This window comes from Caulobacter sp. GW821-FHT11E11, assembly GCF_058808315.1.
In genome coordinates this window covers 311,099-335,892 of the sequence record NZ_JBXARO010000006.1, presented here as the reverse complement: position 1 = coordinate 335,892, position 24,794 = coordinate 311,099, and the positions used below count along the sequence as shown (strand labels likewise).

The 24,794-nt window shown below is 68.4% G+C and carries 21 protein-coding genes; 7 read left to right on the top strand and 14 right to left on the bottom strand.

Annotation, left to right across the window (positions count from 1 at the left end; translation table 11 throughout):
• Nucleotides 1–5 precede the first annotated feature (5 nt).
• The gene (treF, locus tag AC1RR5_RS16975) at nucleotides 6–1,574 is read left to right on the top strand and encodes an alpha,alpha-trehalase TreF (RefSeq protein WP_492923188.1); all 1,569 of its coding nucleotides are present in this window, start codon (nucleotides 6–8) and stop codon (nucleotides 1,572–1,574) included.
• A 58-nt stretch (nucleotides 1,575–1,632) separates the two neighbouring features.
• Here treF and AC1RR5_RS16970 read toward each other — a convergent pair whose 3' ends face one another.
• Nucleotides 1,633–3,966 carry a TonB-dependent receptor gene (locus AC1RR5_RS16970; protein ID WP_492923186.1) on the bottom strand — a complete coding sequence of 778 codons (2,334 nt, stop codon included), beginning with the start codon at nucleotides 3,964–3,966 and terminating at the stop codon, nucleotides 1,633–1,635.
• Between the two features lie 189 nt (nucleotides 3,967–4,155).
• Here AC1RR5_RS16970 and AC1RR5_RS16965 point away from each other — a divergent pair, with 189 nt between their 5' ends.
• Both AC1RR5_RS16965 and AC1RR5_RS16960 read left to right on the top strand, forming a co-directional pair.
• Nucleotides 4,156–5,640: an esterase-like activity of phytase family protein gene (locus AC1RR5_RS16965; protein WP_492923184.1), complete on the top strand. Its 1,485-nt coding sequence runs from the start codon at nucleotides 4,156–4,158 to the stop codon at nucleotides 5,638–5,640.
• 23 nt (nucleotides 5,641–5,663) lie between these two features.
• A complete protein-coding gene (locus tag AC1RR5_RS16960; RefSeq protein WP_492923182.1) occupies nucleotides 5,664–6,068 on the top strand; it encodes a DUF1636 domain-containing protein in 405 nt (134 codons plus the stop codon).
• A 28-nt stretch (nucleotides 6,069–6,096) separates the two neighbouring features.
• Here the strand turns inward: AC1RR5_RS16960 and AC1RR5_RS16955 are convergent, their stop codons facing one another.
• Complete coding sequence (locus AC1RR5_RS16955; protein ID WP_492923180.1) at nucleotides 6,097–6,561, bottom strand: PaaI family thioesterase; 465 nt, start codon at nucleotides 6,559–6,561, stop codon at nucleotides 6,097–6,099.
• Nucleotides 6,562–6,646: 85 nt separating this feature from the next.
• Here AC1RR5_RS16955 and AC1RR5_RS16950 point away from each other — a divergent pair, with 85 nt between their 5' ends.
• Complete coding sequence (locus tag AC1RR5_RS16950; RefSeq protein ID WP_492923178.1) at nucleotides 6,647–7,231, top strand: TetR/AcrR family transcriptional regulator; 585 nt, start codon at nucleotides 6,647–6,649, stop codon at nucleotides 7,229–7,231.
• Here the strand turns inward: AC1RR5_RS16950 and AC1RR5_RS16945 are convergent.
• The 10 genes from AC1RR5_RS16945 to AC1RR5_RS16900 form a co-directional block, all read right to left on the bottom strand.
• Nucleotides 7,228–7,410, bottom strand: a complete 183-nt coding sequence (locus tag AC1RR5_RS16945) for a hypothetical protein (protein ID WP_492923176.1) — start codon at nucleotides 7,408–7,410, stop codon at nucleotides 7,228–7,230. The two genes, AC1RR5_RS16950 and AC1RR5_RS16945, sit on opposite strands and share 4 nt — an antisense overlap.
• Nucleotides 7,411–7,433: 23 nt before the next feature.
• On the bottom strand, nucleotides 7,434–9,647 hold the full coding sequence (locus tag AC1RR5_RS16940) for a transglycosylase domain-containing protein (RefSeq protein WP_492923174.1): 2,214 nt from the start codon (nucleotides 9,645–9,647) through the stop codon (nucleotides 7,434–7,436).
• Between the two features lie 235 nt (nucleotides 9,648–9,882).
• Nucleotides 9,883–10,293 (bottom strand): Ros/MucR family transcriptional regulator, encoded by a 411-nt coding sequence (locus AC1RR5_RS16935; protein ID WP_492923172.1) that lies wholly within the window; start codon nucleotides 10,291–10,293, stop codon nucleotides 9,883–9,885.
• A gap of 63 nt (nucleotides 10,294–10,356) precedes the next feature.
• Nucleotides 10,357–11,904, bottom strand: a complete 1,548-nt coding sequence (locus AC1RR5_RS16930; RefSeq protein ID WP_492923170.1) for a SulP family inorganic anion transporter — start codon at nucleotides 11,902–11,904, stop codon at nucleotides 10,357–10,359.
• On the bottom strand, nucleotides 11,901–12,596 hold the full coding sequence (locus tag AC1RR5_RS16925) for a carbonic anhydrase (RefSeq protein ID WP_454715436.1): 696 nt from the start codon (nucleotides 12,594–12,596) through the stop codon (nucleotides 11,901–11,903). Before AC1RR5_RS16925 ends, AC1RR5_RS16930 begins: the two co-directional genes overlap by 4 nt.
• A gap of 166 nt (nucleotides 12,597–12,762) precedes the next feature.
• On the bottom strand, nucleotides 12,763–14,085 hold the full coding sequence (locus AC1RR5_RS16920) for an ATP-binding protein (protein ID WP_492923168.1): 1,323 nt from the start codon (nucleotides 14,083–14,085) through the stop codon (nucleotides 12,763–12,765).
• Nucleotides 14,086–14,115: 30 nt separating this feature from the next.
• Nucleotides 14,116–14,817, bottom strand: a complete 702-nt coding sequence (locus tag AC1RR5_RS16915) for a response regulator (protein ID WP_492923166.1) — start codon at nucleotides 14,815–14,817, stop codon at nucleotides 14,116–14,118.
• Between the two features lie 238 nt (nucleotides 14,818–15,055).
• Nucleotides 15,056–15,274 carry a hypothetical protein gene (locus tag AC1RR5_RS16910; protein ID WP_492923164.1) on the bottom strand — a complete coding sequence of 73 codons (219 nt, stop codon included), beginning with the start codon at nucleotides 15,272–15,274 and terminating at the stop codon, nucleotides 15,056–15,058.
• Nucleotides 15,275–15,304: 30 nt separating this feature from the next.
• On the bottom strand, nucleotides 15,305–15,952 hold the full coding sequence (locus tag AC1RR5_RS16905) for a hypothetical protein (RefSeq protein WP_492923162.1): 648 nt from the start codon (nucleotides 15,950–15,952) through the stop codon (nucleotides 15,305–15,307).
• Between the two features lie 134 nt (nucleotides 15,953–16,086).
• Nucleotides 16,087–18,111, bottom strand: coding sequence for a phytase (locus AC1RR5_RS16900; RefSeq protein WP_492923160.1), 2,025 nt, complete (start codon nucleotides 18,109–18,111; stop codon nucleotides 16,087–16,089).
• A 186-nt stretch (nucleotides 18,112–18,297) separates the two neighbouring features.
• Here AC1RR5_RS16900 and AC1RR5_RS16895 point away from each other — a divergent pair, with 186 nt between their 5' ends.
• Nucleotides 18,298–19,545 carry a histidine-type phosphatase gene (locus AC1RR5_RS16895; protein WP_492923158.1) on the top strand — a complete coding sequence of 416 codons (1,248 nt, stop codon included), beginning with the start codon at nucleotides 18,298–18,300 and terminating at the stop codon, nucleotides 19,543–19,545.
• Nucleotides 19,546–19,697: 152 nt separating this feature from the next.
• Here the strand turns inward: AC1RR5_RS16895 and iolG (AC1RR5_RS16890) are convergent, their stop codons facing one another.
• Nucleotides 19,698–20,684: an inositol 2-dehydrogenase gene (iolG, locus tag AC1RR5_RS16890; protein WP_492923156.1), complete on the bottom strand. Its 987-nt coding sequence runs from the start codon at nucleotides 20,682–20,684 to the stop codon at nucleotides 19,698–19,700.
• Nucleotides 20,685–20,699: 15 nt separating this feature from the next.
• On the bottom strand, nucleotides 20,700–21,686 hold the full coding sequence (gene iolG, locus AC1RR5_RS16885; RefSeq protein WP_492923154.1) for an inositol 2-dehydrogenase: 987 nt from the start codon (nucleotides 21,684–21,686) through the stop codon (nucleotides 20,700–20,702).
• 172 nt (nucleotides 21,687–21,858) lie between these two features.
• Here iolG (AC1RR5_RS16885) and AC1RR5_RS16880 point away from each other — a divergent pair, with 172 nt between their 5' ends.
• Together AC1RR5_RS16880 and AC1RR5_RS16875 are read left to right on the top strand one after the other, a co-directional pair.
• Nucleotides 21,859–22,734 (top strand): MurR/RpiR family transcriptional regulator, encoded by an 876-nt coding sequence (locus AC1RR5_RS16880; RefSeq protein ID WP_492923152.1) that lies wholly within the window; start codon nucleotides 21,859–21,861, stop codon nucleotides 22,732–22,734.
• A gap of 127 nt (nucleotides 22,735–22,861) precedes the next feature.
• Nucleotides 22,862–24,793, top strand: coding sequence for a bifunctional 5-dehydro-2-deoxygluconokinase/5-dehydro-2-deoxyphosphogluconate aldolase (locus AC1RR5_RS16875; RefSeq protein ID WP_492923150.1), 1,932 nt, complete (start codon nucleotides 22,862–22,864; stop codon nucleotides 24,791–24,793).
• Nucleotide 24,794 lies beyond the last annotated feature (1 nt).

The window sequence follows — 24,794 nt, the reverse complement described above, 5'->3', positions numbered from 1 at the left end:
TCCGCATGGCCCGACTGATCGCCGCGACACTGGCCGCCCTGGCCGTGGCCTCGACCGCCCAGGCCCAGTTGGCGGCCAAGGTCCCGACGCCGGCGGACACCTATCAGGAGCTGTTCCACCAGGTGCAGACCCGGCGGCTGTTCGCGGACGGCAAGACCTTCGTCGACGCGGTTCCCCGGCGCGCGCCCGAGAAGATCCTGTCGGCCTATCGCGCCCACGCCCGGTTCAGCGACGCGGAGCTGAAGCGCTTCGTGCGCGCCAACTTCATCGTCCCCGAGGCCGGAGTGGCCCCGAAGTCCAGCGCCGCGCGGCCGCCGCTCAAGGCCCACATCGCCGCCTTGTGGCCGCACCTGACCAAGCCGTCGGTGATCCCCGTGGAGGGCGGCTCGGCGCTGGCCATGGCCAAGCCCTTCGTCGTGCCGGGCGGGCGTTTCCGCGAGATCTACTACTGGGACAGCTACTTCACGATGCTGGGCCTGAAGGCCGACGGTCGCGACGATCTCGTGGACAACATGATCGACGACTTCGGCGGGCTGATCGACGCCTATGGCCACATTCCCAACGGCGCGCGGACCTACTATCTGAGCCGCTCGCAGCCGCCGTTCTTCTTCGCCATGGTCGGGCTGTCGCCGGCCGCCCGCAACCCCGAGGCCTACAAGGCGCGCGTGGCTTTGATGCGCCGCGAACACGCCTTCTGGATGGAAGGCGAGCAGGACCTGAAGCCCGGTCAGGCCCACCGTCGCGTCGTGGCCCTGGCCGACGGCACGGTCCTGAACCGCTACTGGGACGACCGCGCCACGCCGCGCGACGAGTCCTACCGTGAGGACCTTGAGACGGCGCTGAAGAGTTCGCGCCCCGCCGCCGACGTGTTCCGCGACCTGCGGGCCGGGGCCGAGAGCGGCTGGGACTTCTCCTCGCGCTGGATGGCGGACGGTCAGTCGCTGTCGACGATCCAGACGACCGCGATCGTCCCCGTCGATCTCAACAGCCTGATGTACGGCCTGGAGACGGCGATCGTGCAGGGCTGCTCGATCCTGGCCGACTGGCGCTGCGTCGAGGATTTCGATAAGCGCGCCAAGGCCCGTAAGGTCGCGATCGATACCTGGCTGTGGGCGCCGGAGAAGGGCGCCTATCTGGACTATCAGTGGAAGACCGGCCAGCGCCTGGACCATCTGAGCGCGGCGACCTTCTACCCGCTGTTCGTGGGCGCGGCCGACGAGCGCAAGGCCCATGTCGTGGCCCAGAAGGCCTGGGACGAGCTGCTGGCCCCCGGCGGCTTGCGCACCACCACGGTCCGCACCGGCCAGCAGTGGGACACGCCCAACGGCTGGGCGCCCTTGCAGTGGGTCGCCGTCTCGGGCCTGCGCCGCTACGGCGAGGACGCCCTGGCCGCCGAGATCGCCAAGCGCTGGCTGGCCACGGTCGAGCGCGAATACCAGGCCAGCGGCAAGATGCTGGAGAAGTACGACGTCGAGGAGGCCAAGGCCGGCGGGGGCGGGGAGTATCCCACCCAGGACGGCTTCGGCTGGACCAACGGCGTCACCCGCGTGCTGATGGAGCCCGCCGCAAAGTAAAAGGCTCTCCTCCGTTGCCGGAGGAGAGCCTCGGGACGTCTACCCCTAGACGTCTGTCTTAGAACTCGAAGCCGATCGTGCCGAACACCTGGCGCGGGGCCGACGCGTGGAACACCAGGATGCTGCCGGCGGCGTCATCCGGGGCGAACACGCTGCTGTCGAAGTTCGAGGCGTGACGCTCGTTGGTCAGGTTGGTGACGTTCAGCGACGCCTTGGCGCCCTTCATGAAGCCGACCGGGCCGAACTTGTAGCTGACGCCCAGGTCGAAGGTCGTGTAGCCGCCGAAGCTCTGGTCGTTGGTGTAGGTGTAGTAGCGACGGCCGGTGTACTTGCCCTGCAGCATGGCCGAGAAGCCGCCCTGCTTCAGCGTCAGCACGCTAGCCAGCATTTCCTTCGGCGTGTCGACCTGCTGCTTGCCCTTGGTCTGCTTGATCACGCAGGTGGTCGTGCACCAGTTCAGGTCTTCGTCGTAGGTCGACTTGCTGTACGAGACCGAGTTGTACCAGTTCAGCCACGACACCGGACGCCACAGCACGCCAACCTCGGCGCCCTTGCTGGTGACGCCGCCGGCGTTGTGGAAGGAGTTGCCGCAGCCGGGGTTCTGCTGCTGGTTGGTCGGGCAGGGGTTGTACTGCAGCAGGCGGTTCTCGAACTTCACGTCATAGGCCGCGACCGAGACCTGCAGGGTGTCGCCGACGTAGCGGTAGCCGGCGTCGAAGCTCTTGGAGGTCTCCGGCTTCAGGTACTTGCCTTGCGCGTCCCAGACGGCCTGCGAGACCGACTGCGGGCCCAGCTTGAAGCCGCCCTGGAACATGGCCATGTTCTCGGCGTAGCTGGCGAAGACCTCGTGGCCCTCGGCGATGCGATAGCGGGCGCCGACTTCCGGCAGGAAGTCGTCCTTGGCGTACAGGACGCCGCTGGCGAACTGGCTCGAAGCCGTCACCGGGGCCTTGGCGACGCCGCGCAACGCCTGGGCGTCGGACTTGGCGTGGGTGCTCTTGAAGCCGAAGTCGATGCTCAGATCATCGTTCAGCAGGGTCACCGTGTCCTGCAGGTAGAACTGCTGGGTGGTCCAGTTGGTCTGCTGGACCCACTGGGCGGTGTCGGGCTGGCCTTCCAGGAACTTGGCCAGGCTGAACGGGCCGGTGACGTTGGTCCAGATGTAGCGGGCGGCGCTGGAGACGTTGTCTTCCAGCCAGACGCCGGCCTGGATGTGGTGGGCGCCGAGCGTCCAGTCGACATTGCCCACCACGCCCGTGCGGTCGATGGTGTAGCGGGTGTCGCGGATCTGGACCGGCAGGTCGTCGGCGGTCGAGGTCGTGCCCTGGTTCGACAGACCGGTGATGAAGTTGTTGCCCGCGCCCTCGTCGGTGTGGCGATAGACCTGCAGGCGCGCGGTGACGTTCTCGCGGACCTTGAAGTCGCCGGCTAGGTAGTAGAGCTCGTCGTTACGCAGGATCTGGCCGTTGGTGAAGGTGACGTCTGCCAGCTTTTCCGGCGCGGTCGAGGTCACGCACTTGGACGCCAGCGAGGCCACCGAGCAGGCGGCGCGAGCGACGTACGAGTCCCAGTTGGGGGCGTAACCGGCCCAGTCCCAGCCCAGACGCGTGACCATGTCCTTGGACAGGTAGGTGTCGTCGGCCTGGTTGGTGCGCGAGATGTCGGCGAAGGCCGTGATGACGTTGTCGCCGAAGCGGTACTGCGCCTTGCCGTTGAACTGCTTGCCGGTCGACTTGTTGTAGGCGCCCTGGTTCACGAACAGGTCCTGCTGGGCGTAGTGGCCCGACAGATAGGCCGAGAAGCCGCCGTGCTCGCCGGTGTCGAAGCGGACGAAGGTGCGGGCGGTGTCCTCGCTGCCCAGGGTGCCGTTGACCGACAGGCCCATGTCCTTCTTCGGATCGCTGGACGTGTAGATCAGCGCGCCGCCCAGGTTGCTGGTCGACGGGATCGACAAGCCCGCGATGCCGGTCGCGAGATCCGCGCGGCCCAGGTTCTCGGAGATCAGGGCGCGGCTGATGGTCAGGCCGTTGTAATTGTTGTAGGCGCCGTCGCCCAACGGCATGCCGTCCAGCGAGTAACCCAGGTGGGTGGTGTTGAAGCCGCGAACCTGCAGCGACAGCGACTGCTCGTTGACGCCCAGGGCGTCGATCGACTGAGCGTTGACGCCCGGCAGGAAGTTCAGCGCCTTCTGGATGCTGGTGCCCGGCGGCAGGACTTCCAGGCTGGCCGGAACCAGGGTGGTGACCGAGCGGGTCTGGCCGCTGCCGACGATGACGACGGCGTCGAGTTCGGTGCTGTCCGCGGCGGGCGCCGGCGCGTCGGCGGCGTGAGCTTGAGCGGACATCATGAGGCAGGCGGCGATAGCCACCACACTGGCGGTTCTGAGCAGCATTCGGATATCCCCTGATCTCGGTCGCCGCGCGGGATTCCCGTCTATGGCGCCGTTTTTGCGATGCGCCGCCTCTATTCCATGCGTTGATGACAGTTCTGCTGCGTCTAGATGACGGTGATCGTCACAAAACCTACGCAGTCGCTCCCTAAGAGCGCCCCCAAGGTCTAGAAAGCACTTGAGGAGCTCACGATGTCGCGCCGCCGTCTTGCCGGAACCATTGTGGGTATCGCCGCCCTGGCCTTTGCAGCGGGCGCTTCGGCTCAGTCCCAGACCTATGTCACCCAGCACTGGGACAAGACCCCGGGAGACGTCATCGTGCAGTTCGGCGGCAAGACCTATGTGAACCGCGGCCTGGTCGCCGTGGGCTGGTTGCCGGCCGCGACGCGCGACTTCGCCGGCGAGAGCCTGGGCTCGTTCTCCAGCATGGCGCTGTCCAACTGGAAGAAGGCCGCCGACGGGTCGTACACCGGCGTGCTCCGCACCCTGCCGGATCGCGGCCCCAACAATGTCGGGCCGTTCAAGAGCACGACCGACTACGCCAATCGTGTCCACGAGCACGCGATCAAGCTGGTCCCCGGCAAGGGCCTGACCATCACCCCGACCGGCGGCTTCCTGCTGAAGGACGACGCCGGCCAGCCGTTCACCGGCATGGATCCGGGCGCGGGCGTCGTCGAGCGCGGCGGCGTGCGTTATCCATCGCCGGCCAGCGGCGAGGGCGCGGGCAAGCTCAGCCTGGACAGCGAGGCGATCGTCTATCTGCCGGACGGCAGCTTCTACGTTTCCGATGAGTACGCGGCGGGCATCTACCTGTTCGACAAGACCGGCAAGCTGACCGGCGCGATCCAGACCGTTCCGGCCCTGCTGCCGATCAAGAAGGGCCAGCTGAACTTCGGGGCCGAGAAGGCGCCGGACCAGGGCCGCCGCAACAACCAGGGTATGGAGGCCCTGGCCGTCAGCCCGGACGGCACGCGGCTGATCGCGGTGCTGCAGAGCGCGGCCATGCAGGACCAGTCGTCCAGCGCCGCCACCCGCAACAACACCCGCGTGCTGGTCTACGACATCGCCAAGACCAAGCTGCCCAAGGCCCCGATCGGCCACTACGTGCTGCAGCTGCCGACCGTGCGTGAAAACGGCGACGGCCAGCCCGCCGACATCACCGCCGCCCAGTCCGAGGCTCTGGCGCTGAGCAACGACCGCCTGTTGGTCTTGGCGCGCGACGGCAACGGTCGCGGCAAGGGCACGGCCAATGCGCCGGTCTACAAGAGCATCCTGCTGGTCGACCTGGCGGGCGCGACCAACCTGGTCGGCACGCCCTACGAGCAGGACGTCCAGCCGATCGCCAAGGACGGCGCGCTGGACGCCGACATCAAGCCGGCCGCCCAGGCCGAGCTGATCAACATCCTCAACCCCGTCCAACTGGCCAAGTTCGGCGTCAACCTGTCGGTCAGCCCCTCCACCCCGACCAGCCTGCCCGAGAAGATCGAGGCCATGGCCATCGGCTCGGCCTTCGACAAGATCGGCGACGTCTTCCTGCTGGTCGGCTCGGACAATGACTTCGCCACGGCCAAGGGCCACGTCAATGGCCAGGACTTCGACGCCTCGCTGCACGGCGACACCGGGACCGGCGACAACGACAACCTGGTGCTGGTCTACCGGCTGTCCTTGCCGAAATGAGCCTGAGCCTCTAGGGGCGAGGCATGAGCATCCTGCGCGACGCCGACGACGGGACCGCCGTCGTGGTCTGCAACACCTGCCGCGTCGCGGCCGAAGAGCGCGAGACGCCGGACGGCGTGCGCGGCGGGGCGCTGCTGGCGGCGGCCCTGCGCGAGGCGGCGGCCGGGTCGGATGTGGCGATCCAGGAGATGCCGTGCCTGTTCAACTGCACCCAGCACTGCTCGATCCACCTGCGCGCGCCGGGCAAGATCGGCTACGTGCTGGGGCGGTTCGAACCGACGCCTGAGGCCGCGCAGGCGATCGTGGCGTACGCCGTGGCCTATGCCGCCAGCGAAGAGGGCGTGGTGCCGTATCGCCAGTGGCCCGAAGGCGTGAAGGGTCACTTCATCGTGCGCGTGCCGCCGGCGGGGAAGCTGGTGGGAGACTAAATCCCTCTCTCTAAGAGAGAAGGAGCCTTTAACTGAGCCCTTCCACCGCCGCCTGTTCCGCCCGCCAGTGATCGAACGCCATGACGATCTGCTGGGCGGTCGCATCGGCGATCAGCGCGCCGTCTTCGCGCCGGAACTCCGCCCGCGCCGTGATCAGCTGTCGGGTCCGCGCCACCACCTTGGCCTCGATCGCCAGCGGCCCGTCGCGGCCGACCTTCAGGAAGTTCATCTGCAGGTTCACGGTCCGATAGAGCTGGTCGTGCGGGACGACGGTCATCGCTGCGAAGGCGAGGACCTGATCGGCCAGCGCCGCCAGATAGCCGCCGAACAGCGAGCCGTCGGCCGTGGCCAGCTCCGGCGTGGGCCGCCAGGACTTCTTCACCCAGCCTTCGCCCCAGTCGTCGATCAGCCCCAGCTTCAGGGTCTGTACGATCGGCGGTGGCGTCGCAGCGCCCGCCTTCAGCGCGTCGAGGCGTTCGGTCGCCCAGGTCATGTCCGTCCCTCCGTATGATCCAGCGGAAGGCTAGGGGAGGCGGCCAAGCTCTGTTACTCGACTTTCCAAAGGACGGAGAGCAGCCATGAGCGCCGTTGAAAACATGCGGAAAATCCCGCGCCAGAGCCGAGCCCGGGACACCGTCGACGTCGTCCTGGAAGCGGCGGCTCAGGTTCTGGAAGCGTCAGGCGAGGCCGGCTTCAATACCAACGCCGTAGCCGAACGGGCGGGCGTGAGCATCGGCGCCCTCTACCGCTACTTCCCCGACAAGCAGGCGATCCTGCGCGCCCTGGCCCTGCGCGAGACGCAGGCGTATCACCAGACGGTGATGGCGGCAGCCGAGGGCGACACGGGAGGCCTGGCCCGCGACCGGGCGATGATCCGGTCCTTCGTCCAGGCCTTCGCCGGCCGCGAGCGGGCGCGACGGGTCGCGGTCTCGGCGTTGCTGGCCGACGCCGACCATGCCGAACTGGCGGAGCGGTTCGCGGCGGCCGAGGCGGGGGTCACCGATGCTCAAGGCCGACCGCTGACCCGCGTCCAGGCCTTCGTGCTGTCGCGGGCCGTCCACGGCGCCATGCGCGCGGCGGTGCTGGAGGGCGCCGACTTCCTGCAGAGCCGCGAGTTCGAGGACGAGCTTGTGCGGCTGGGCCGCGCCTATCTCGGCTACTAGCGCACCGGTCGCCGCACGGCCCAGGCCAGCAGCGCCGCCGACAGCAGGACGCCGCTGACGACGACCCCGAAGGTGATCAGGCCTTCGCGGGTGGCGCGGGCCTCGGCGCGGGCGCGGAACGGGCCGGCCTGGGCCTCGGCGAGGGCCGACAATTCATCGCGAACCAGATCGTCGGACATGTCGGTCTCCCTCGAGGGCCAGGTTAGGGGCGCGGCTCCGGCGGCGGCGGGGCCTGGGGCACGCCGCTGTTGGGCGCGGGGGCCAGGGGCTCGGCCGGGACGGTCGGCGTCAGCGGGGCTAGCGGGAGGCCGTCGGGGCCGATCTCGCCTTCCAGCGGCAGGCCCAGGTCGTCGAGCGGATCTTCCTCGACCGGCGCGGCGACCTGGCGACCCAGGGCGGCCAGCATGAAAGCCTTCCAGATCTTGGCGGGCTCGCCGCCGCCGACCACGCCGTTCATGGAGCTGTTGTCGTCGTTGCCGACCCACACGCCCACGACCAGGTCGTCGACGTAACCGACGAACAGGGCGTCGTGATAGTCCTGGGTGGTGCCGGTCTTGCCGAAGGCGCCGGGGATGGCCGCCTCCAGGCCCGTGCCGCGATGGGTGGCCGAGCGCAGCAGGTCGCGCATATTGGCCAGCACCTTGGGGTCGTAGGCGGTGGTCTTGGGCTTGGCGAAGCTGTCCAGGCCGTGGGCTACGACCGGATACTCGCCGGCCGCCACCGAAGCATAGGCCGCCGTCAGCCGCGTCAGGCTCATCGAGCCGGTGCCCAGCGCCATGGTCAGGTCGTCGGGGATCTTCTCGGTGACGCCAAGCTGGCGGGCGACCTTGATCACCTTGGCCGGGCCCAGGTCATGGGCCAGGCGCACGGCGGCGACGTTGGACGAGGCGGCGAAGGCGCTGATCAGCGGGATCTCGCGGTCGCGATACTTGCCCTCGTGGTTGCGGGGCGTGTAGCCGCTGACCTGCACCGGGGTGTCGAGGATCGGGCTGGTCGAGGTCATGCCCGACTGCAGGGCGGCCAGGTAGACGAACAGCTTGAACGACGAGCCCGACTGGCGCTCGCCGTCGGCGCGGTTGAACTGGCTGGTCTTGTAGTCGCGGCCGCCGACCATGGCGACGACGCGGCCGTCCTTGCGCATGGCCACCAAGGCGCCCTGGGTGATGTTCAGGACCTTGCCGTCGCGGGCGATGTAGTCGTTGAGGATCCGCTCGGCCTTCTCCTGCATCTCGGGATCCAGCGTCGTCTTGACGATCGTCTCGCCGTAGCGGGCGCCGATCGAGGCGCGGGCCTGGGGCAGGGCCCAGTCGGCGAAGTAGGAACCGGTCGGCAGCTTGTCCTGGGTCTCGACGGGCGAGACGTCGCCGACCGCGTCGGCCTGGGCCTGAGTGATGGTCTTGGTCTCGACCATGGCGCCCAGCACCACGCGCATGCGCTCGCGGGCGCCTTCGATGTTGTTGGTTGGGGCCAGGCGCGAAGGCGCCTTGACCAGGCCGGCCAGCATGGCGGCCTCGCCGATCGACAACTGCTCCGGCTGCTTGCCGAAATAGTGCCGGGCCGCGGCGCGCAGGCCAAAGGCGCCGTCGCCGAAATAGACCGATGACAGGTAGCGCGAAAGGATCTCTTTCTTGGTCAGCCGGGCTTCCAGATAGACCGCGATCATAGCCTCCTGAGCCTTGCGGCGCAGGTTGCGGTCGCTGCTGAGGAAGGCGTTCTTGGCCAGCTGCTGGGTGATGGTCGATCCGCCTTCCGAGACGCCGCCGGCCTGGGCGTTGCGGCCCACGGCGCGGGCGATGGCCTTCGGGTCCACGCCCATGTGGCTGTAGAAACGACGGTCCTCGATCGAGACGAAGGCGCCGGGCACGTACTCCGGCAGCTTGGCCACGTCGATCGGGGCTTCCTTGTACGAGCCCCGGCGGGCGATCGGCGAGCCGTCCTCGGCCACCAGCACGATGGCGGAATTGTTCAGCGGCTCCAGGGCGCGGCTCAGCGGCAGCGACCAGAACAGCGAGGCGAACAGGACGATCACCAGCACCACGGCGGCGACCGCGCCGATCAGCCAGGCGGGGCGTTTCCAGATCGGCGGCTTCTTCGCCAGCACCGGCTCGGCCGGGGAGAGGGCGGCTTCCGGAACCGCCTCGACGGCTTCCGGCAGCTGCGTCTCGGCGGGCTCGGGCGGCGCTTCTTGCGGCAGAACCTCGGGTTCTGCCACCGGCTCTTCGACGGTTTCCGGCTCGGGCGCGACCTGCTCGACGCCGCGCGGCTTGCGTGGGCGACGGGGCTTGGGAGCAGCAGGCTCGGCCGGGGTCTCGGGCAGCGCCGCCGCCTCGGTCATCGCGGCCTTGGCGCGAGGCTTCCTGGGCTTACGGACCGGGGTCTCGGGAGGGGTGTCGTTCGGATCGGTGGGATCGGACATGAGACTCGGCGCTCGCTTCGGGCGCAGGCCCTCAACCGTGGTCGGGCTCAATACCACAGGGCATGGGCAAGCCAAGCGCGGTGAAAGGGAAGTTTTTTCTGTGTTGCGACCTTGAAACCGATTTCATCGGACATAGATCACTCCTCGTGAGGCCGTTGGCCTCTGCCCTTCCTGGGCGTTTCCTCCCTAACTCCTTTAGCCCGGACGTTCATCGCCCGGGCTTTTCTTTTGCCTGTTACTCAGCCGCGACGGCGATGCCGCCGAAGCGCTGGGCGCGGGCCGCGCTGGAGCGCAGGTCCGAGAAGCTCTGGGCCACCAGCGGATAGTCGGCCGGCAGACCCCACTTGGCGCGGTACTGGTCGTCGGTCAGGCCCAGCTGGTTCAGGTGCCGGCGCAGCGAGCGATAGCGGCGACCGTTCTCGAAGCTGACGATGGCGTCCGGCGTGACGCTGGCGGTGATCTCTTCCGGCGTTGGCGTGGAGACGAAGGCGGGCGCGGCGGCCGGACCGGCGAACACCGCCTCGAGGGCGGCGTAGGTGCGGGCGGTCAGGGCCGGCAGGTCGTCGGGCGAGACGGTATTGTTGCTGAGATAGGCGCACAGAACCTGGGTGGCGATATCGGCGGCGCGTTCCTGGGCTTTGTTCATCTTGTCGTTCTCACGAAGAAAACCCGGGAGCGCGGTGGCGCTCCCGGGGAGTGGCGGGTGGGACTAGTGGGCGAGGGCCGCGCGGAGACGGTCGCCGAAGGCGCAAGAGCTGGGGAGTTCGACGTTCACCCCGGCCCGGGCCTTGCCTTTCAGCCAGTCGCTGAGAGCCTCGGCGACGGTGTGGTCCAGGCTGGTCAGGCCGCGGGTGTTCAGGCGAACCCGGCCCTTGGTGGGGGCGCCGTCCAGGACCTTGGCGATCTTGGGCAGCTGGATGAACGTGGCCGCGCCTTCCAGCCGGATCTCGCTCTCGTCGTCGCTCAGGCGGTGCTGGGCGATGTTGAGGCGCATCTTCTTGAGGCTGGGGATCAGCTCGAGCAGGGTCAGGGCCATGCCGACCAGCACGCCGGTCAGGAGGTCCGTGGCCACGACCATCACGAAGGTCGCCGCCCAGATCATCGCCGGCAGCAGGCCGTAGCGCGCGAACAGGTGGCGCACGTGTTGCAGGCTGACCAGCTTCCAGCCCGTGACGACCAGCACGCCGGCGAGGGCGGCGCTGGGCACCATGCGCAGCAGCCAGGGCAGCAGGGCGACGAAGCCCAGGATCCAGACGCCGTGCAGGATGGCCGACATGCGGCTCATGGCGCCGGCCTGGACGTTGGCCGAGCTGCGCACGATCACGCCGGTCATCGGCAGGGCGCCGACCAGGCCGCACAGCAGGTTGCCGACGCCCTGGGCGCCCAGCTCCTTGTTGTACTTGGTGCGTTCGCCGTCGTGCATGCGATCCACGGCGGCGGCCGACAGCAGGGTCTCGGCCGAGGCGATGAAGGCCACCGCGACAGCGGTCACCAGCAGCATCGGGTTGGCCATCTTGGCGAAGTCGGCGACGCCGGGGATGGCGATGGCCGCGGCGATCGACTCCGGTACGACGATCTTCTGAACGTCGAGGCCCAGGACCGTGGCCAGCACAGTGCCGGCGATGACGCCCAGCAGGGCGCCCGGAACCAGCTTCAGCGCCTTGGGACGGAACTTCTCCCACAGCAGGATCGAGCCGATCGTCACCACGCCGACGGCCAGGGCGGCCTCGACCTGGGTCAGGGTCGCGAACTGCACGCCAGCCAGGGCGCCGGGGATGGCGGCCAGGTTCTGCAGGCCGTGGGCCTTGGGCGAGTCGCCGAACAGGACGTGGAACTGGCCCGCCACGATCAGCACGCCGATGCCGGCCAGCATGCCGTGCACGACGGCCGGCGAGATAGCGCGGAACCAGTTGCCGAGCTTGGCGGCGCCGGCGATCAGCTGGATCAGGCCGGCGACGACCAGGATCGGGCCCAGCATGGACAGGCCATGCTTGGCGACGATCTCGAAGACGATGACGGCCAGGCCGGCGGCGGGACCGCTGACCTGCAGGGGCGAGCCGGCCAGGGCGCCGACGATGATGCCGCCGATGATGCCGGTGACCAGGCCGCGCTCGGCCGGAACGCCGGAGGCGACGGCGATGCCCATACACAGGGGCATCGCTACGAGGAAGACGACGATCGACGCGATGAAGTCACGCGACAGGATCGTCGAGAAGCCAGGCTTGACGCCAGGGGAGGAGGCGGCAGCTTGGGTCATTCGGCGGCGATGCCCAGGTGGTCGGCGGCGACCATGCGCTTGGAAGGGCGCTGGGCGACGGGCAGGGGCGAGCCTTCGTAGACTTGCTCGAACTGGCCGGTGTCGCCGTTATAGGCCTGGATCTGGCCGGTCTCGATCTCGAAGAACCAGCCGTGCAGGGTCAGCTTGCCCTGGGCGATGGCCGAGGCCACCGACGGGTGGGTGCGCAGGTGGTTCAGCTGGACGACGACGTTTTCCAGCGACAGCGCGCGGGTCGTGCCGTGCTCGTCCAGGCCGTGATAGGCGTTGCAGACGACGCTGTGGGCGGCGTGGGCGTGGCGCAGCCAGGCGGCCACGTTCGGCATCTTCTCCAGGGCCGCCGGGTTCGAGAACGCCTTCATGGCGCCGCAGTCGGAGTGGCCGCAGACGACGATGTCGCGCACGCCCAGGGCCATGACGGCGTATTCCACCGCCGACGAGACGCCGCCGTTGGCTTGGCTGAACGGCGGGACGATGTTGCCGGCGTTACGGCAGACGAACAGGTCGCCCGGGGCGGCCTGGGTGATGAGTTCCGGCACGACGCGGGAGTCCGCGCACGAGATCATCAGGGCCGACGGGCTTTGACCATGGCTGGCCAGACGCTCGTACAGCGCGCTCTGGGCGGGGAAGACCTGACCGCGAAACAGCGCGGCCCGTTCGAGAAACTGTTCCAAGGCAACCTCCGTACAAATAGCCGCCGCGACGCCAGGAAAGGGGGGAAGGCGTCGCGGCGAGCGACAGGACGGGCAGCGTCCGACGCAGTACGAAGGTGGTTTCTGGGTTTTGCTGCGTTGCAGCGGCTTTGTGACAAAGGATGTCGGCGAAGCGGCGCCTTGGGCGCTAAAGCGCGGGTAGTCTGATCTCGACGCGCAGGCCGCCTTGGGGGCGGTTCTTCAGCACCAGCGAGCCGCCTTCGCGGTGCAGGATCTGCTGGACGATGGTCAGGCCCAGGCCCAGGCCGGCCGTGTTGCGGGCGCGAGCGCTATCCAGGCGGTGGAAGGGCTGCAGCACTTCCGACAGCTCGTTCTCGGGGATGCCGGGACCGTTGTCCTCGACCGCCAGCACGGCGGTGCGGCCTTCGCGGGTGAGGATCACGCTGGCGTCGCCGCCATAGTGCAGGGCGTTCTCGACAATATTGCTGACCGCCCGCTTCAGCGACACGGGCCGGGCATGGACCGGCAGGTGGTCGAAGCCGGCATAGGTCGCCGGGCGCTCGGTGTCGGCAGCGGCGTCGACCAGGGTCATGGCGATGGCGGCCAGGTCGGTGCGGCGCTGCGGCTCGGGATCTTCCTGGCCGCCCAGATAGGCCAGCAGCGAGTCGAGCATGGCCGTCATCTCGTCGACATCGGCCTCCAGCGCCTCGCGGGCCTCGGCGTCCTTGACGAAGCCGGCCCGCAGGCGCAGGCGCGACAGGGGCGTGCGCAGGTCGTGGCCGACGGCGGCCAGGGCCTCGGTGCGAGTCGTCAGCAGGCCGGCGATGCGGTCCTGCATGGCGTTGAAGGCCTCGGCGACCAGCTTGAGGTCGCGGGCCCCGCTCTCGGCGATGCGGACATGGGCGCCTTGGCCAACCTTGTCGGCGGCCTCGGCCAGGGCCCGCAGGGGGCGACTGAGATTGTGCAGCACCAGCGCCGCGGCGGCGATGACGCCCAGGCCCAGGATGAAGGCCGAGCCGACGCTGCTCAGCAGCACCGCCCAGGGCGCGGCGCGGATCTTGGTCTTCAGGGTCAGCCAGGAGCCGTCACGCAGGCGCAGCGAGGTCTTCAGATAGGTGTCGCGCGGAAGGGCGTGGTCGGTGTCGGCGTTCAGGCGCAGGACGCGGCCACGCAAAGACGGCTCGGCCTCGCGCAGGCGGTCCTTCAGCTGGTTCTCGGCGGGACGGTTGCGGTCGACCAGATGAGGCAGGGGCGACCACGACAGCTCGGTGGTCCGGTTGGAGATCATCGCCGCCTCGGCGACGCGTTCGTTGGCCGGACCCGTTTCCAAGATCGTTTCGGCCGCGACCAGCTGTTCGGCGGCGCGGCGGATCTGATTGTCACGATTGGGGTAGAGGCGGCTGTTCTCGAACAGGATCGAGCTGCCGATGAATTCCAGGGCCACGGCCAACATCAGAACCAGGGTGACCTGGCCGACCAGGCGCTGCGGCCACAGCCGCAGCAGCTTCATCGCCGCTCCCAATTCATCGCCGTTCCCAGATTATCGCCGCTCAACGGGGGCGGTGAAGATATAGCCGACGCCGCGCACGGTGCGTAGCAGGGACTCCGCCTGGCCGGTGACGGCCAGTTTCCGCCGCAGCCGGCTGACCAGCACGTCGATGCTGCGGTCCGAGGCGTCCGAGAAACGGGCGCGCGACATCTCCAGCAGGCGCTCGCGGCCGATCACCCGCTGGGGCGAGCTGACGAAGGCCAGCAGCAGGTCGAACTCGGCGCCCGACAGGTCGACGAAGGCGCCGTCGGGCGACAGCAGCTCGCGGCGGCCCGGATCCAGGCTCCAGCCGGCGAAGGTCATCTGCTGGTGGCCGCGCGGCTGGCTGGACTGGGCCCCGGCCTGGGTGCGACGCAGGATGGCGCGGATGCGGGCGATCAGCTCCTTCTTGCTGAAGGGCTTGCCGATATAGTCGTCGGCGCCGAGCTCCAGGCCGATCAGGCGATCGGTCTCGTCGTCGCGGGCGCTGAGCATGACGATCGGCACGTCGCTCTCGCGGCGGATGCTGCGGCAGATGTCGAACCCGTTGCTGCCGGGCAGCATGACGTCCAGCAGGATGAGGTCGACCTTGTTGGTCTCCAGCACCCGCGCCATCTCGGCGCCGTGGCCGGCGCTGAGCGGCTGGAAGCCTTCCTCGCGCAGCAGCCGCATCAAGAGGGTGCGCAGGGCGGGATCGTCCTCGACAATCAGCACAGAAGGCGCGAGCGGCGCAGTCGCCATCTCACGCGGTAGAGCGATCGTTCCGTGACCTGAAGATTCCATACGCCTGGGCTACTTAAGCGCGGCTGGGCCGCGAACAAGGTCTTAGCACATGGCTTCGACCGAAAACGGTGACGAAAGGTCGCCCCCGCACGCGGTTTGCAGGTAGGGGTTGCGTGCGGGGGCGGACCGCCGGGGGCTCAGATCCCCAGCGGCCGTTCGTGGGCCGGGCCTAGCTGGCGCGGCGGGTCTCGGGAGCGGACTTGGCGTCCTTGCTGGTGCTGTCTGCCTGGCCAGCCTGGAGCTTGGCGGCGGCTTCGGCCTTCTTCTTCTGGTGGGCTTTCTTGGCGACCTCTTCGGTGAAGGTCAGGCCAGTGCCTTGGGGACCTGCGAATGCCGGGGAGGCGATCACGCAGGCGGCCGCGAGGGCGAGGGACGCGAGAACTTTCATAGCGGGTAACTCCGGGATACGGCGGGCGGCTTAGCTGCCTGAGACGGTGTCCGCGGCCGCCTGAGTGGCGGGCAGGGCGCGACGGTAGGTGTCGACGGCCTTCAGCAGACCGGCGATTTCGGCGTGGGTGATGGCGGTGCGGTGCTCGTAGCCCTTTGCCGACGAGAACTTGAAGGCCCAGGCGCCCGAGGTCGTGGCGGCGTTGCGCAGCTCGGCTTCGGAGACCGTGAAGGACACTTCCTCGCGGCACACTTCCGGCGCTTCGAACAGGAAGCAGTGGCTGGCGTTGTCGCGGATCTTGTTCAGCGGCGCCGAGACCGGCCATTGGCGGGTCTGGTACGAGACCTGGCCGTAGCCGCGGACCGAGCCGGGATACATCAGGGTCTGGCGCACTTCGAAGCGCGTGGCGCCAGAGCGCTTGTCGACGAAGGCGCGCAGGTGGTTGTCGCTGGCGGGCGACTTCAGCAGGCCCTGGCCGCTGCGGAAGCCCTGTTCCGAGCTGATCACGGTCTCGATGTCGAGCGGATCGTCGATGACCTGGGTCTTGGCGTGGAAGTGGTCGACGCTGAGGGCGGCCTGCTTGGCGGGCAGCTTGACCGGTTCGGCGGCGGCTGCGCCGGCGACGGCCACGCCGCCCAGCAGGGTCAAAGCCAACAAAGTGTTACGGGTCTTGATCATCCAAATTCTCCCGAACAGGGGCCGCTCCGGGGGGCGAGCGGCCCTGCTACGGGTCTGAGATTGGCGACGCCGCCTTGCGGCTCTGCATCGCGTTCGTGACAAAGAATGACAGGCGAAGCTTTCGCCGGATTCCCTTACAGTTTCAGCTTTTCCGCGATGGTCGACCACGGGACGAGCTTGAAGTTCTGGTGCTCGGGCGGGGAAATGTTGCGGCCGTCCTGGGCCACGAACGCCCCACCTTCCAGGCCCGAGCCCAGCGAGGCGCTGGTCACGTCCAGGCCGTCGGTCTCGGAAATCCCGTCGATCGCCTTGGACCCGTCGGCGGTGACGGCGAAGCTGCCGACATAGGCGTTGTCGCCCTCGCGGCGGAACACGGCGTAGGTGTTGTTGCCCTGGCTGGACAACACCAGGAAGCCCTTGCCGCCGGCTTGCGCGTAGAGGCCGATCCCTTCCAGGTCGTCCTTCAGGGCGAGGTTGTCGGCGACGCGGGCGATGGCCTTCTTGGTCTGGCCGGCCTTGGCGTCGGCGCCCAGCCGCCACAGGGCGACGTCCTCCTCGGCGACATACAGGGCGCCGCTCTCGTCGTCGGCGACGCAGCCTTCAGTCTGGGTGTCGAAGCGCAGGTCGCGGACGGCCTCGGCCTTGACCTTGCCGGCCGGGGTGGCGGTCAGCTTCCACTGGCGGACCAGGCCGTCGGGATCGCCGACGAACACGAAGGTCCCGCCCTTGCGGTCGCGGTACATGCACAGGCCGTACGGATCCGAAAGGTTCGTGGGCTGAATACCGTCGGCGACGCTGGTCAGTTGCCGCGTCTCCGGATCGATCGTGTAGAGCGCGATCGACTTGTGGGTGCGGTCGCTGGCGGCGATCAGGGTCACGGTCTTGCCGCCCAGCTTGAAGCCGCCGCGCAGGTCGACATTGTTCATCTTGCCGTCGGGCAGGAACTGCAGGCGCTTGCCCGACAGGTCGTAGACGGCCAGGCCGCCCTTCTTGTCGGTGCCGATGATGGCGCTCAAGTGCGGATCGGTCGGGTGGACCCAGATGGCCGGATCGTCGGCGGCGTCGCCATCGTGGTCGACCGGCTCTGTCTCCATGGTGGCGTGCACCAGGGCGACCTTGCTCTTGGGGGCGGCCGGGGCGTCGACGCCGGTCGGTAGCTTCAGGGCGGCGGCGATGTCGGCCCAGGACAGGATTTTGCTGTGGGCGCCTTGCTTGCGGTCGTCGGCGATCAAGAGGCCGCCAGCCGGCAGGCCCGGACCGACGGGCGCGCGCAGGCCAAACAGCGCCGAGGGGTTCTCGACCGTCCCGGCCTTGAACCCGCCCAGGAACTTGTCGCTCGCGCCGCGGTCATAGACGTTGAATTCACCGGCGTCGGTGTTGGCGGCCACCAGGTAATTGGCGCCTTGCCCGCCGTCGACGATGGCCAGGCCGCCGACCTCGCCGGCGATGCGGCCCAGGCGGTTGATGTCGACGATGGTCGGGACCGGCTCGGCCTCGGGATCGGCGTCATAGCGCCAGACGCCGACCGCCTGCTGGGCGACATAGAGCGCGCCGGTCGCGTCATCGGCGACGCAGAACTTGGCCTCGGACGATAGGCGCAGGCGGCGCACGACGCGGCCATCCATCTGGCCGCCCCCCTTGCCTTCATTGGCGGTGGGGTACAGCAGCCACTGGTCCAGCTGGCCGTCACGTCCCATGGCGAAGGCGTAGAGGGCGCCGTCGCGGGCGCTGCGGTGCAGGCACAGGCCTTCGCCCGAATAGCCCAGGCTCAGCGGCTTGGCGTTCAGCGCCGTGACCTGGCCGCTGGCGTAGTCACGACCGAACAGGCGCAGGGCGCCGGCCTGGCTGTCCAGCACGACCAGGATGGCGCGGGCGCCGTCGTCACGCGCGTCGACCGCCTCGACTTCGCCGCCGGGGACGCTGGAGAGACGCTGGCCGTCCAGGCCGTAGAACTCCAGCCCTGCCAGTTCGGCGCTGGCGGCGATCACGCTCTTCTTGGGATCGGTCGGGTCGCGCAGCAGCACCACGCCGTTGGCGCCGCCTCGGGCGGTGGGGGCGGTGGTCCCGATCGCCTGGATGTCCGGCGTGGCCACTTGCGCCAGGGCCGGCGCGGCGATGGTCAGGGCCAGCAGGCTGGCGGCGAGTTTCAGGTGGTTCATGGTGGGCGCCCCTCTTGTCACGTTTGCGTCTTGTCCATCGCCTAGACGCCCCTGGCTGACGTCCCGCTGACGAAGAACGTCATCTGAAGAAAAATTCCATTCGTATTGTAAAATGGAAAATCTGTTCGTATCGTGGGCGCCAATGAAATGGCCGCGAACAAATCGGTGGCCCACAGGGGAGATGTCATGGTGAGGCTTCGAAACGCTTTGATGACGGCGGCGGGCTTGGCGCTGCTGGCGGGCTCGGCCCAGGCGGCGAGCGGTGGTCCGACCGAGGGCCTGAAGCTGGAACGCGTAGTCATGATGATGCGCCACAGCGTCCGGCCGCCGACCAAGGCCCCGGCCACGCCCGCCGGTACGACCGCCCAGACCTGGGGAACCTGGACCACGCCCTATGGCGAGCTGACCCCGCATGGCGGGGAGGGCGCGCGACTGATGGGCGCCTATTACCGCACCTTCCTGAGCGCGCGCGGGCTGCTGCCCAGCAACGGCTGCGCGGCGTCGGGCGACATCGTCGCTTGGGCCAGCGGCAAGCAGCGGGCGATCAAGACCGCCGAGATGTTCGTCGAGGGCCTGCAGCCCGGCTGCGGCCTGAAGGTCACTCACCCCGAAGACGAGGCCAACGACCCGATCTTCCACCCCGCCGAGGGCATCGACGGCGACATCGCCCTGAAGGCCGCCCAGCGCCAGAAGCCGGGCGTCGCGGCGGAGGCGAAGGTCCATGCGGCGGACTTCGCCATCCTGCAACGCGTGCTCGGCTGTGATCCGGCGACCAAGGCCGGCTGCGACATCGCCAAGCGGCCTTCGAACCTGGCGGCCAACAAGGGCGACAACCCCGACGTCGAAGGCGCGCTGTCGATCGCCTCGACGGCCGGCCAGACGGTCTTGCTGGAATATGTCGAGGGCAAGCCGATGGATCAGGTCGGCTGGGGCCGCGCCTCCAAGGCCGACATCCAGGCCATGCTGCGCTTCCACCCGGTGAAGTTCCACTACGAGGTTGGCGCGCCCTACATCGCCGAGCGCTACGCCGCGCCGATCGCCAAGGAGGTGCTGGGCGCCCTGACCGGGGCCGAGGGCACGGGCGGCAAGCTGACCATGCTGGTCGGCCACGACACCAACATCGCCGCCCTGCGCGGCTTCTTCGGCGCGCACTTCACCGCCGCCGACTACCCGCAGGACGATCCGCCGCCCGGTGGGGCCATGGGCTTCGAGCTGCTGAAGGACGGCGCCGGCAAGGCCTATGTCCGCGCCTTCTACACCGCCCAGACCATGGACCAGTTGCGCGAGCTGCAACCGCTGACGGCCAGCAACCCGCCGTCCTATTCGTACTTTCCGCTGCCGGGTTGCGGCGTGAAGGGCGAGCCGACCCTGTGTCCCCTCGAGACCTTCCAGAAGATCGTCGAGGGCAAGCTGAAGGCTCCGGCGAAGAACTGATCGATCCTACTAGGCGACAACTCTGGCGGCGGCTCTCCTGCGGAGCCGCCGTTTTCTTTGTCCTGTCCGCCGCCCACGAAAAAGGGGCCGCCTGTGCGACCCCTCATCCGTCAGCTTCGCCGACACCTTCTCCCGCAAGGGGAGAAGGGGAATTACAGCTTCACCACCTGACCCGTCTTCGCCGACTGCCCCGCCGCCTCGGCCAGGGCCAGGGCCTCGACGCCATCCACATAGCCCACCGAGGGCAACGCCTCGCCGCGGATGATCTCGGCGAAGTGCGCCATCTCGCGGCGATAGGCTTCGGCGTAGCGGTCGAGGAAGAAGTTCTGGAAAGCGTCGCTGCTGGCGCCGTTCTCGCCCCAGACCGAGACCGTGCTCTCCATGACGTTGTCGGCGCGGACCAGGCCCTTGGCGCCGAACGCTTCGATGCGCTGGTCGTAGCCGTAGCCGCTACGGCGGCTGTTGCTGATCACGCAGATCTTGCCAGAGGCGGTGCGCAACAGGATCTTGGCGGTGTCGACATCGCCGGCCTCGCCGATGGCCGGATCGACCAGGCAGCTGGCGGCTGCGAACACCTCGGTCACCGGCTCGTCCAGCAGCCAGCGGGCCATGTCAAAGTCGTGGATGGCCATGTCCTTGAACAGGCCGCCCGAGACCTTGACGTAGGCGACCGGCGGCGGGGCCGGGTCGTGGCTGGTGATGTGCACCGTCTCCAGCGCGCCGACGACGCCGGCCGACAGCCGCGCCTTCAGGCCCTGGAAGTTGGGATCGAAGCGACGGTTGAAGCCCAGGAACAGCTTCACGCCCTTGCCACCTAGCTCGCCCTGCGCCGAGCGGGCGCGGGCCAGGTCCTGGTCGATCGGCTTCTCGCAGAACACCGCCTTGCCGGCCGCGATGGCCTTCAGGCTGTAGTCCAGATGGGTGTCGGTCGAGCTGGCGACGATGACGCCGCCCACCGACGGATCGTTCAGGGCGGTGTCGAGGTCGGCCACGGTCGCGCCGGTCTCGGCGGCCAGGCTGTCAGCGGCCGCGGCGACCGGATCGACGACGTACTTCAGGCGCAGGCCCGGTTGGCCGGCGACGTTCTTGGCGTGGATGCGGCCGATGCGGCCGGCGCCCAAAATGGCGATGTCGTGCATGGGAACCCTTATACTCTAGAGTCTGACAGGCGCGCCGGTCGCGGCCGAACGTGCGGCGGCTTCGGCGAGTTCGAGCGAGGCGATGCTGGCGACCAGGCCCGCCTCGGGCTTGGCCTTGCCGGCCAGCACGTCGGCGAAGTGGTCCATCTCGGCGGCATAGGCCCCGGCATAGCGATCGATGAAGGCGTAGGGGAACTTGTCGGCTTTCGCGCCGGCCTCGCCCCACACCGACACGGCGGTGTTGGTGACGTTGTCCACGCGCGCCGCGCCCTTGGAGCCGAAGGCCTCGATGCGTTGGTCGTAGCCATAGCCCGTGCGGCGGCTGTTGCTGATCATGCAGAGACGCCCGGTGGCGGTGGTCAGCAGCACCTTGGCGGTGTCGACATCGCCCAGTTCGCCGATCTGCGGATCGATCAGGCACGAGGCCCAGGCGAACACCTCGACCGGCCGCTCGCCCATCAGCCAGGGGGCCAGGTCGAAGTCGTGGATGGTGAAGTCCTTGAAGAGGCCGCCGCTGGTCGGGATGAAGGCCGGTGGCGGCGTGGCTGGGTCGTGGTTTACGATGTGCAGGCTTTCCAGCGCGCCGATGTCGCCGCCGTCGATCCGGGCCTTCAGGGTGCGGTAGTGCGGGTCGAAGCGGCGGTTGAAGGCTACGAACAGCCGGCCCTCGGCCGTTTCCAGCTCGCCCTTGGCGGCCAGCAGCGAGGCCAGGTGCAGGTCCAGCGGCTTCTCGCAGAAGACGGTCTTGCCGGCCCGCAGAGCCGACAGCGTGTTGTCCAGATGCGCGTCGGTCGAGCTGGCGACGATGACGCCCTTGATCTCGGGATCGGCCAGGACCTCGTCGAAGCTCCTGAGCTGCGCGCCCAGTTCGGCGGCCAGTGGCCCGGCGACGTCGGGGCGGGGGTCGACCAGCGCGACCAGGTCCAGTTTCGGATTGGCGGCGGCGTTGCGGGCGTGCACCGCCCCCATCCGTCCCGCGCCCAGTTGCGCCACCTTGATCATGTCCCGTCCCCTGATGTCGGCGGCTCATGCGACGGCCGCGTTTCATTCGGGTGTAATATGGAACAAAAATTCCTTCCAGATGGAAAGTGGAACGGAAGGGAGATTTCAGTCGCGTTTGTGTTCCGGCGCGGAACGGATATTCTAATTCTGAAGTGATCATATCGGGGCCGAAATGACCGACGACACCATGCCAGGGCACGCGCCGGCTTCCGCCGAGGAGCTGCGGGCGGCGATCCTCGAGCGCTACGATTCGCTCAGCAAGCGCTTGCAGCAGATCGCCCGCTACGTGCTGGACGAGCCCAACGAGATGGCGCTGGAGACCCTGGCGGTGATCTCCGAGCGCTGCGGCGTGCAGCCCTCGGCCATCGTCCGGTTCGCCAAGACCTTCGGCTATCCCGGCGCCAGCCAGATGCAGCGCCTGTTCCGCGACGGCCTGCTGTCGGGCCATGCCGGCCTGGGCTACGGCGAGCGCGTTCGCCACTTCAACGAAGCCGTGGCCCGCAAGCCCGAGGGCGGCTCGGATGTGCTCAGCGAGTTCGTCGAGGGCAACACTTTGGCCCTGCAGAACCTGGCGCAGACCGTCAGCGAAGCCGACATGGCCTATGCGGTGTCGCTGATCGACAAGGCCGAGACGGTCTATGTGATCGGCTTCCGGCGCTCGTTCCCGGTGGCCTCGTACCTGGCCTATTCGCTGCAGCAGGTGAACAAGCGCACCCTGTTCATCGACGGCGTGGCCGGCCTGACCAAGCAGCAGGTCCAGACCATCGGCCCACGCGACCTGCTGATCGCCGTCAGCTACCACCCCTATGCGGAGGAGACGGTGCAGGCCGTCGACATGGCCACCCAGCGCGGCGCGCGCATTCTCTCCATCAGCGACAGTCTGGTCAGCCCGATCGCCAAGCCGGCCGAACTGGTGCTCCACGTGCGCGAATCGGAGGTGCGGACCTTCCGCTCGCTGGCCGCCTCGATCTGCCTGGCCCAGGCCCTGGTGATCAGCTTCGCCTTCGAGGCCAACAAGGAAAAGAAGAAGCTCAAGAAGGGCGCCTAAGGGGCCTGCTGAACCATCCGTTCCATTCCAGATCGAAAATGAAATGGATGTTGCAAGCGTTCTAGGTTTGGAATATGCGTTACATATCGCCGGTGGGGAGCCGGCCAGAGAGTGACGTGGAACTGGCATGGCGCAGGACGCAAAGACCCTTGATCTGATCGCCATCGGCCGGTCTTCCGTCGACCTCTACGGACAACAGGTCGGTGGCCGGCTGGAGGACATGGCGTCCTTCGCCAAGTACCTGGGCGGCAGCCCGACCAACACCGCCGCGGGCGGCGCGCGCCTGGGGCTGAACACCGGTCTGCTGACCCGCGTCGGCGCCGACCACATGGGCCGCTTCATCCGTGAGCAGCTGCAACGCGAGGGCGTCGATGTCGCCGGCGTGCTGTCCGATCCCGACCGCCTGACGGCCCTAGTCATCCTGGGTATCCGCGATCGGGTGAACTTCCCGCTGATCTTCTATCGCGAGAACTGCGCCGACATGGCGCTGGAGCCGACCGACGTCGACGAGGCCTGGTTCGCCAAAACGGGCGCGGTGCTGATCAACGGTACGCACCTGTCGCAGCCGAACGTCTACGAGACCAGCTTGAAGGCCGCCCGCGCGGTCAAGGCGGCCGGCGGCCGCGTGGCCTTCGACATCGACTACCGCCCGGTGCTGTGGGGCCTGACCGGCAAGGACGCCGGCGAGAACCGCTTCGTCGAGAACCGAGACGTCACCGCCAAGCTGCAGGAGGTCGTGGCCCTGTGCGACCTGATCGTCGGCACCGAGGAAGAAATCCATATCCTGGGCGGCACGACCGACACGATCGCGGCCCTGCGCGCCATCCGTAAGGGCGCGCCCGAGGCGCTGCTGGTCTGCAAGCGCGGACCTGACGGCTGCGTCGCGTTTCCGGGCGAGGTTCCCGACAGCCTGGACGAAGGCGTCAGCGCCCGCGGCTTCAAGGTCGAGGTGTTCAACGTGCTGGGGGCAGGGGATGCCTTCATGGCCGGCTTCCTGCGCGGCTGGCTGCGCCACGAGAGCGTCGAGACCTGCTGCGAGTGGGGCAATGCCTGCGGGGCCATCGTCGTCTCGCGCCACGGCTGCACGCCGGCCATGCCGACCTGGGTCGAGCTGGAGGCCTTCCTGTCCGACCGGGAACGCCCGTTCCGCCTGCGCGAGGACGAGGAGCTGGAGCACATCCACTGGGCCACGACCCGCCAGCGCGTCTATGACGAGCTGACTGTCCTGGCCGTCGACCATCGCAGCCAGTTCCTGGACCTGATCGCCGAGACCGGCGGCGACCCCGAGCGGATTCCGCACTTCAAGACCCTGGCCCTGCGCGCGGTGCAGCAGGTGGCCGGCCGCGACGAGGCGCGCTTCGGCATGCTGCTGGACGGCCGTTTCGGCTTCGACGCCCTGGCCCAGGCCGCCGACCACGACTACTGGATCGCCCGCCCGATCGAGCTGCCCAAGTCGCGGCCGCTGGAGTTCGAGAGCTCGGCCGATGTCGCCACCGAACTGGCCGAATGGCCGGCGGGGCAGGTGGTCAAGTGCCTGGTCTTCTACCATCCCGACGACGAGATCGGGCTGCGCGAGCGCCAGGAGCGCCAGCTGCTGCGCCTGTTCGACGCCTGCCGGAAAACCCGTCACGAGCTGCTGCTGGAGCTGATCCTGCCCAACGGCATGGAAAGCGACAGCCACACGGTGGCCCGCGCCATCCGCCGGCTCTATGGGCTGGGCATCCGTCCCGACTGGTGGAAGCTGGAGCCGCTGCAGGACGCCGTCGCCTGGCGCGAGACCGAGATCGCCATCACCGAAAACGATCCGCTGTGCCGGGGCGTGGTGCTGCTGGGCCTGTCGGCGCCGGAGGCCGAACTGCTGGCCTCGTTCGAGGTCGTGGCCCCGTTCCCGATCGTGAAGGGCTTCGCCGTCGGCCGGACCATCTTCTACGACGTGGCCCGCGAGTGGCTGGCCAACCGTATCGACGATGATGCTGCCGTCGCGGCGCTCGTCGCCAAGTTCAAGGTGCTGGTCGACGCCTGGAAGCGTCTGCGCGGCGCTGCTGTGAAGGCCGCGTAGA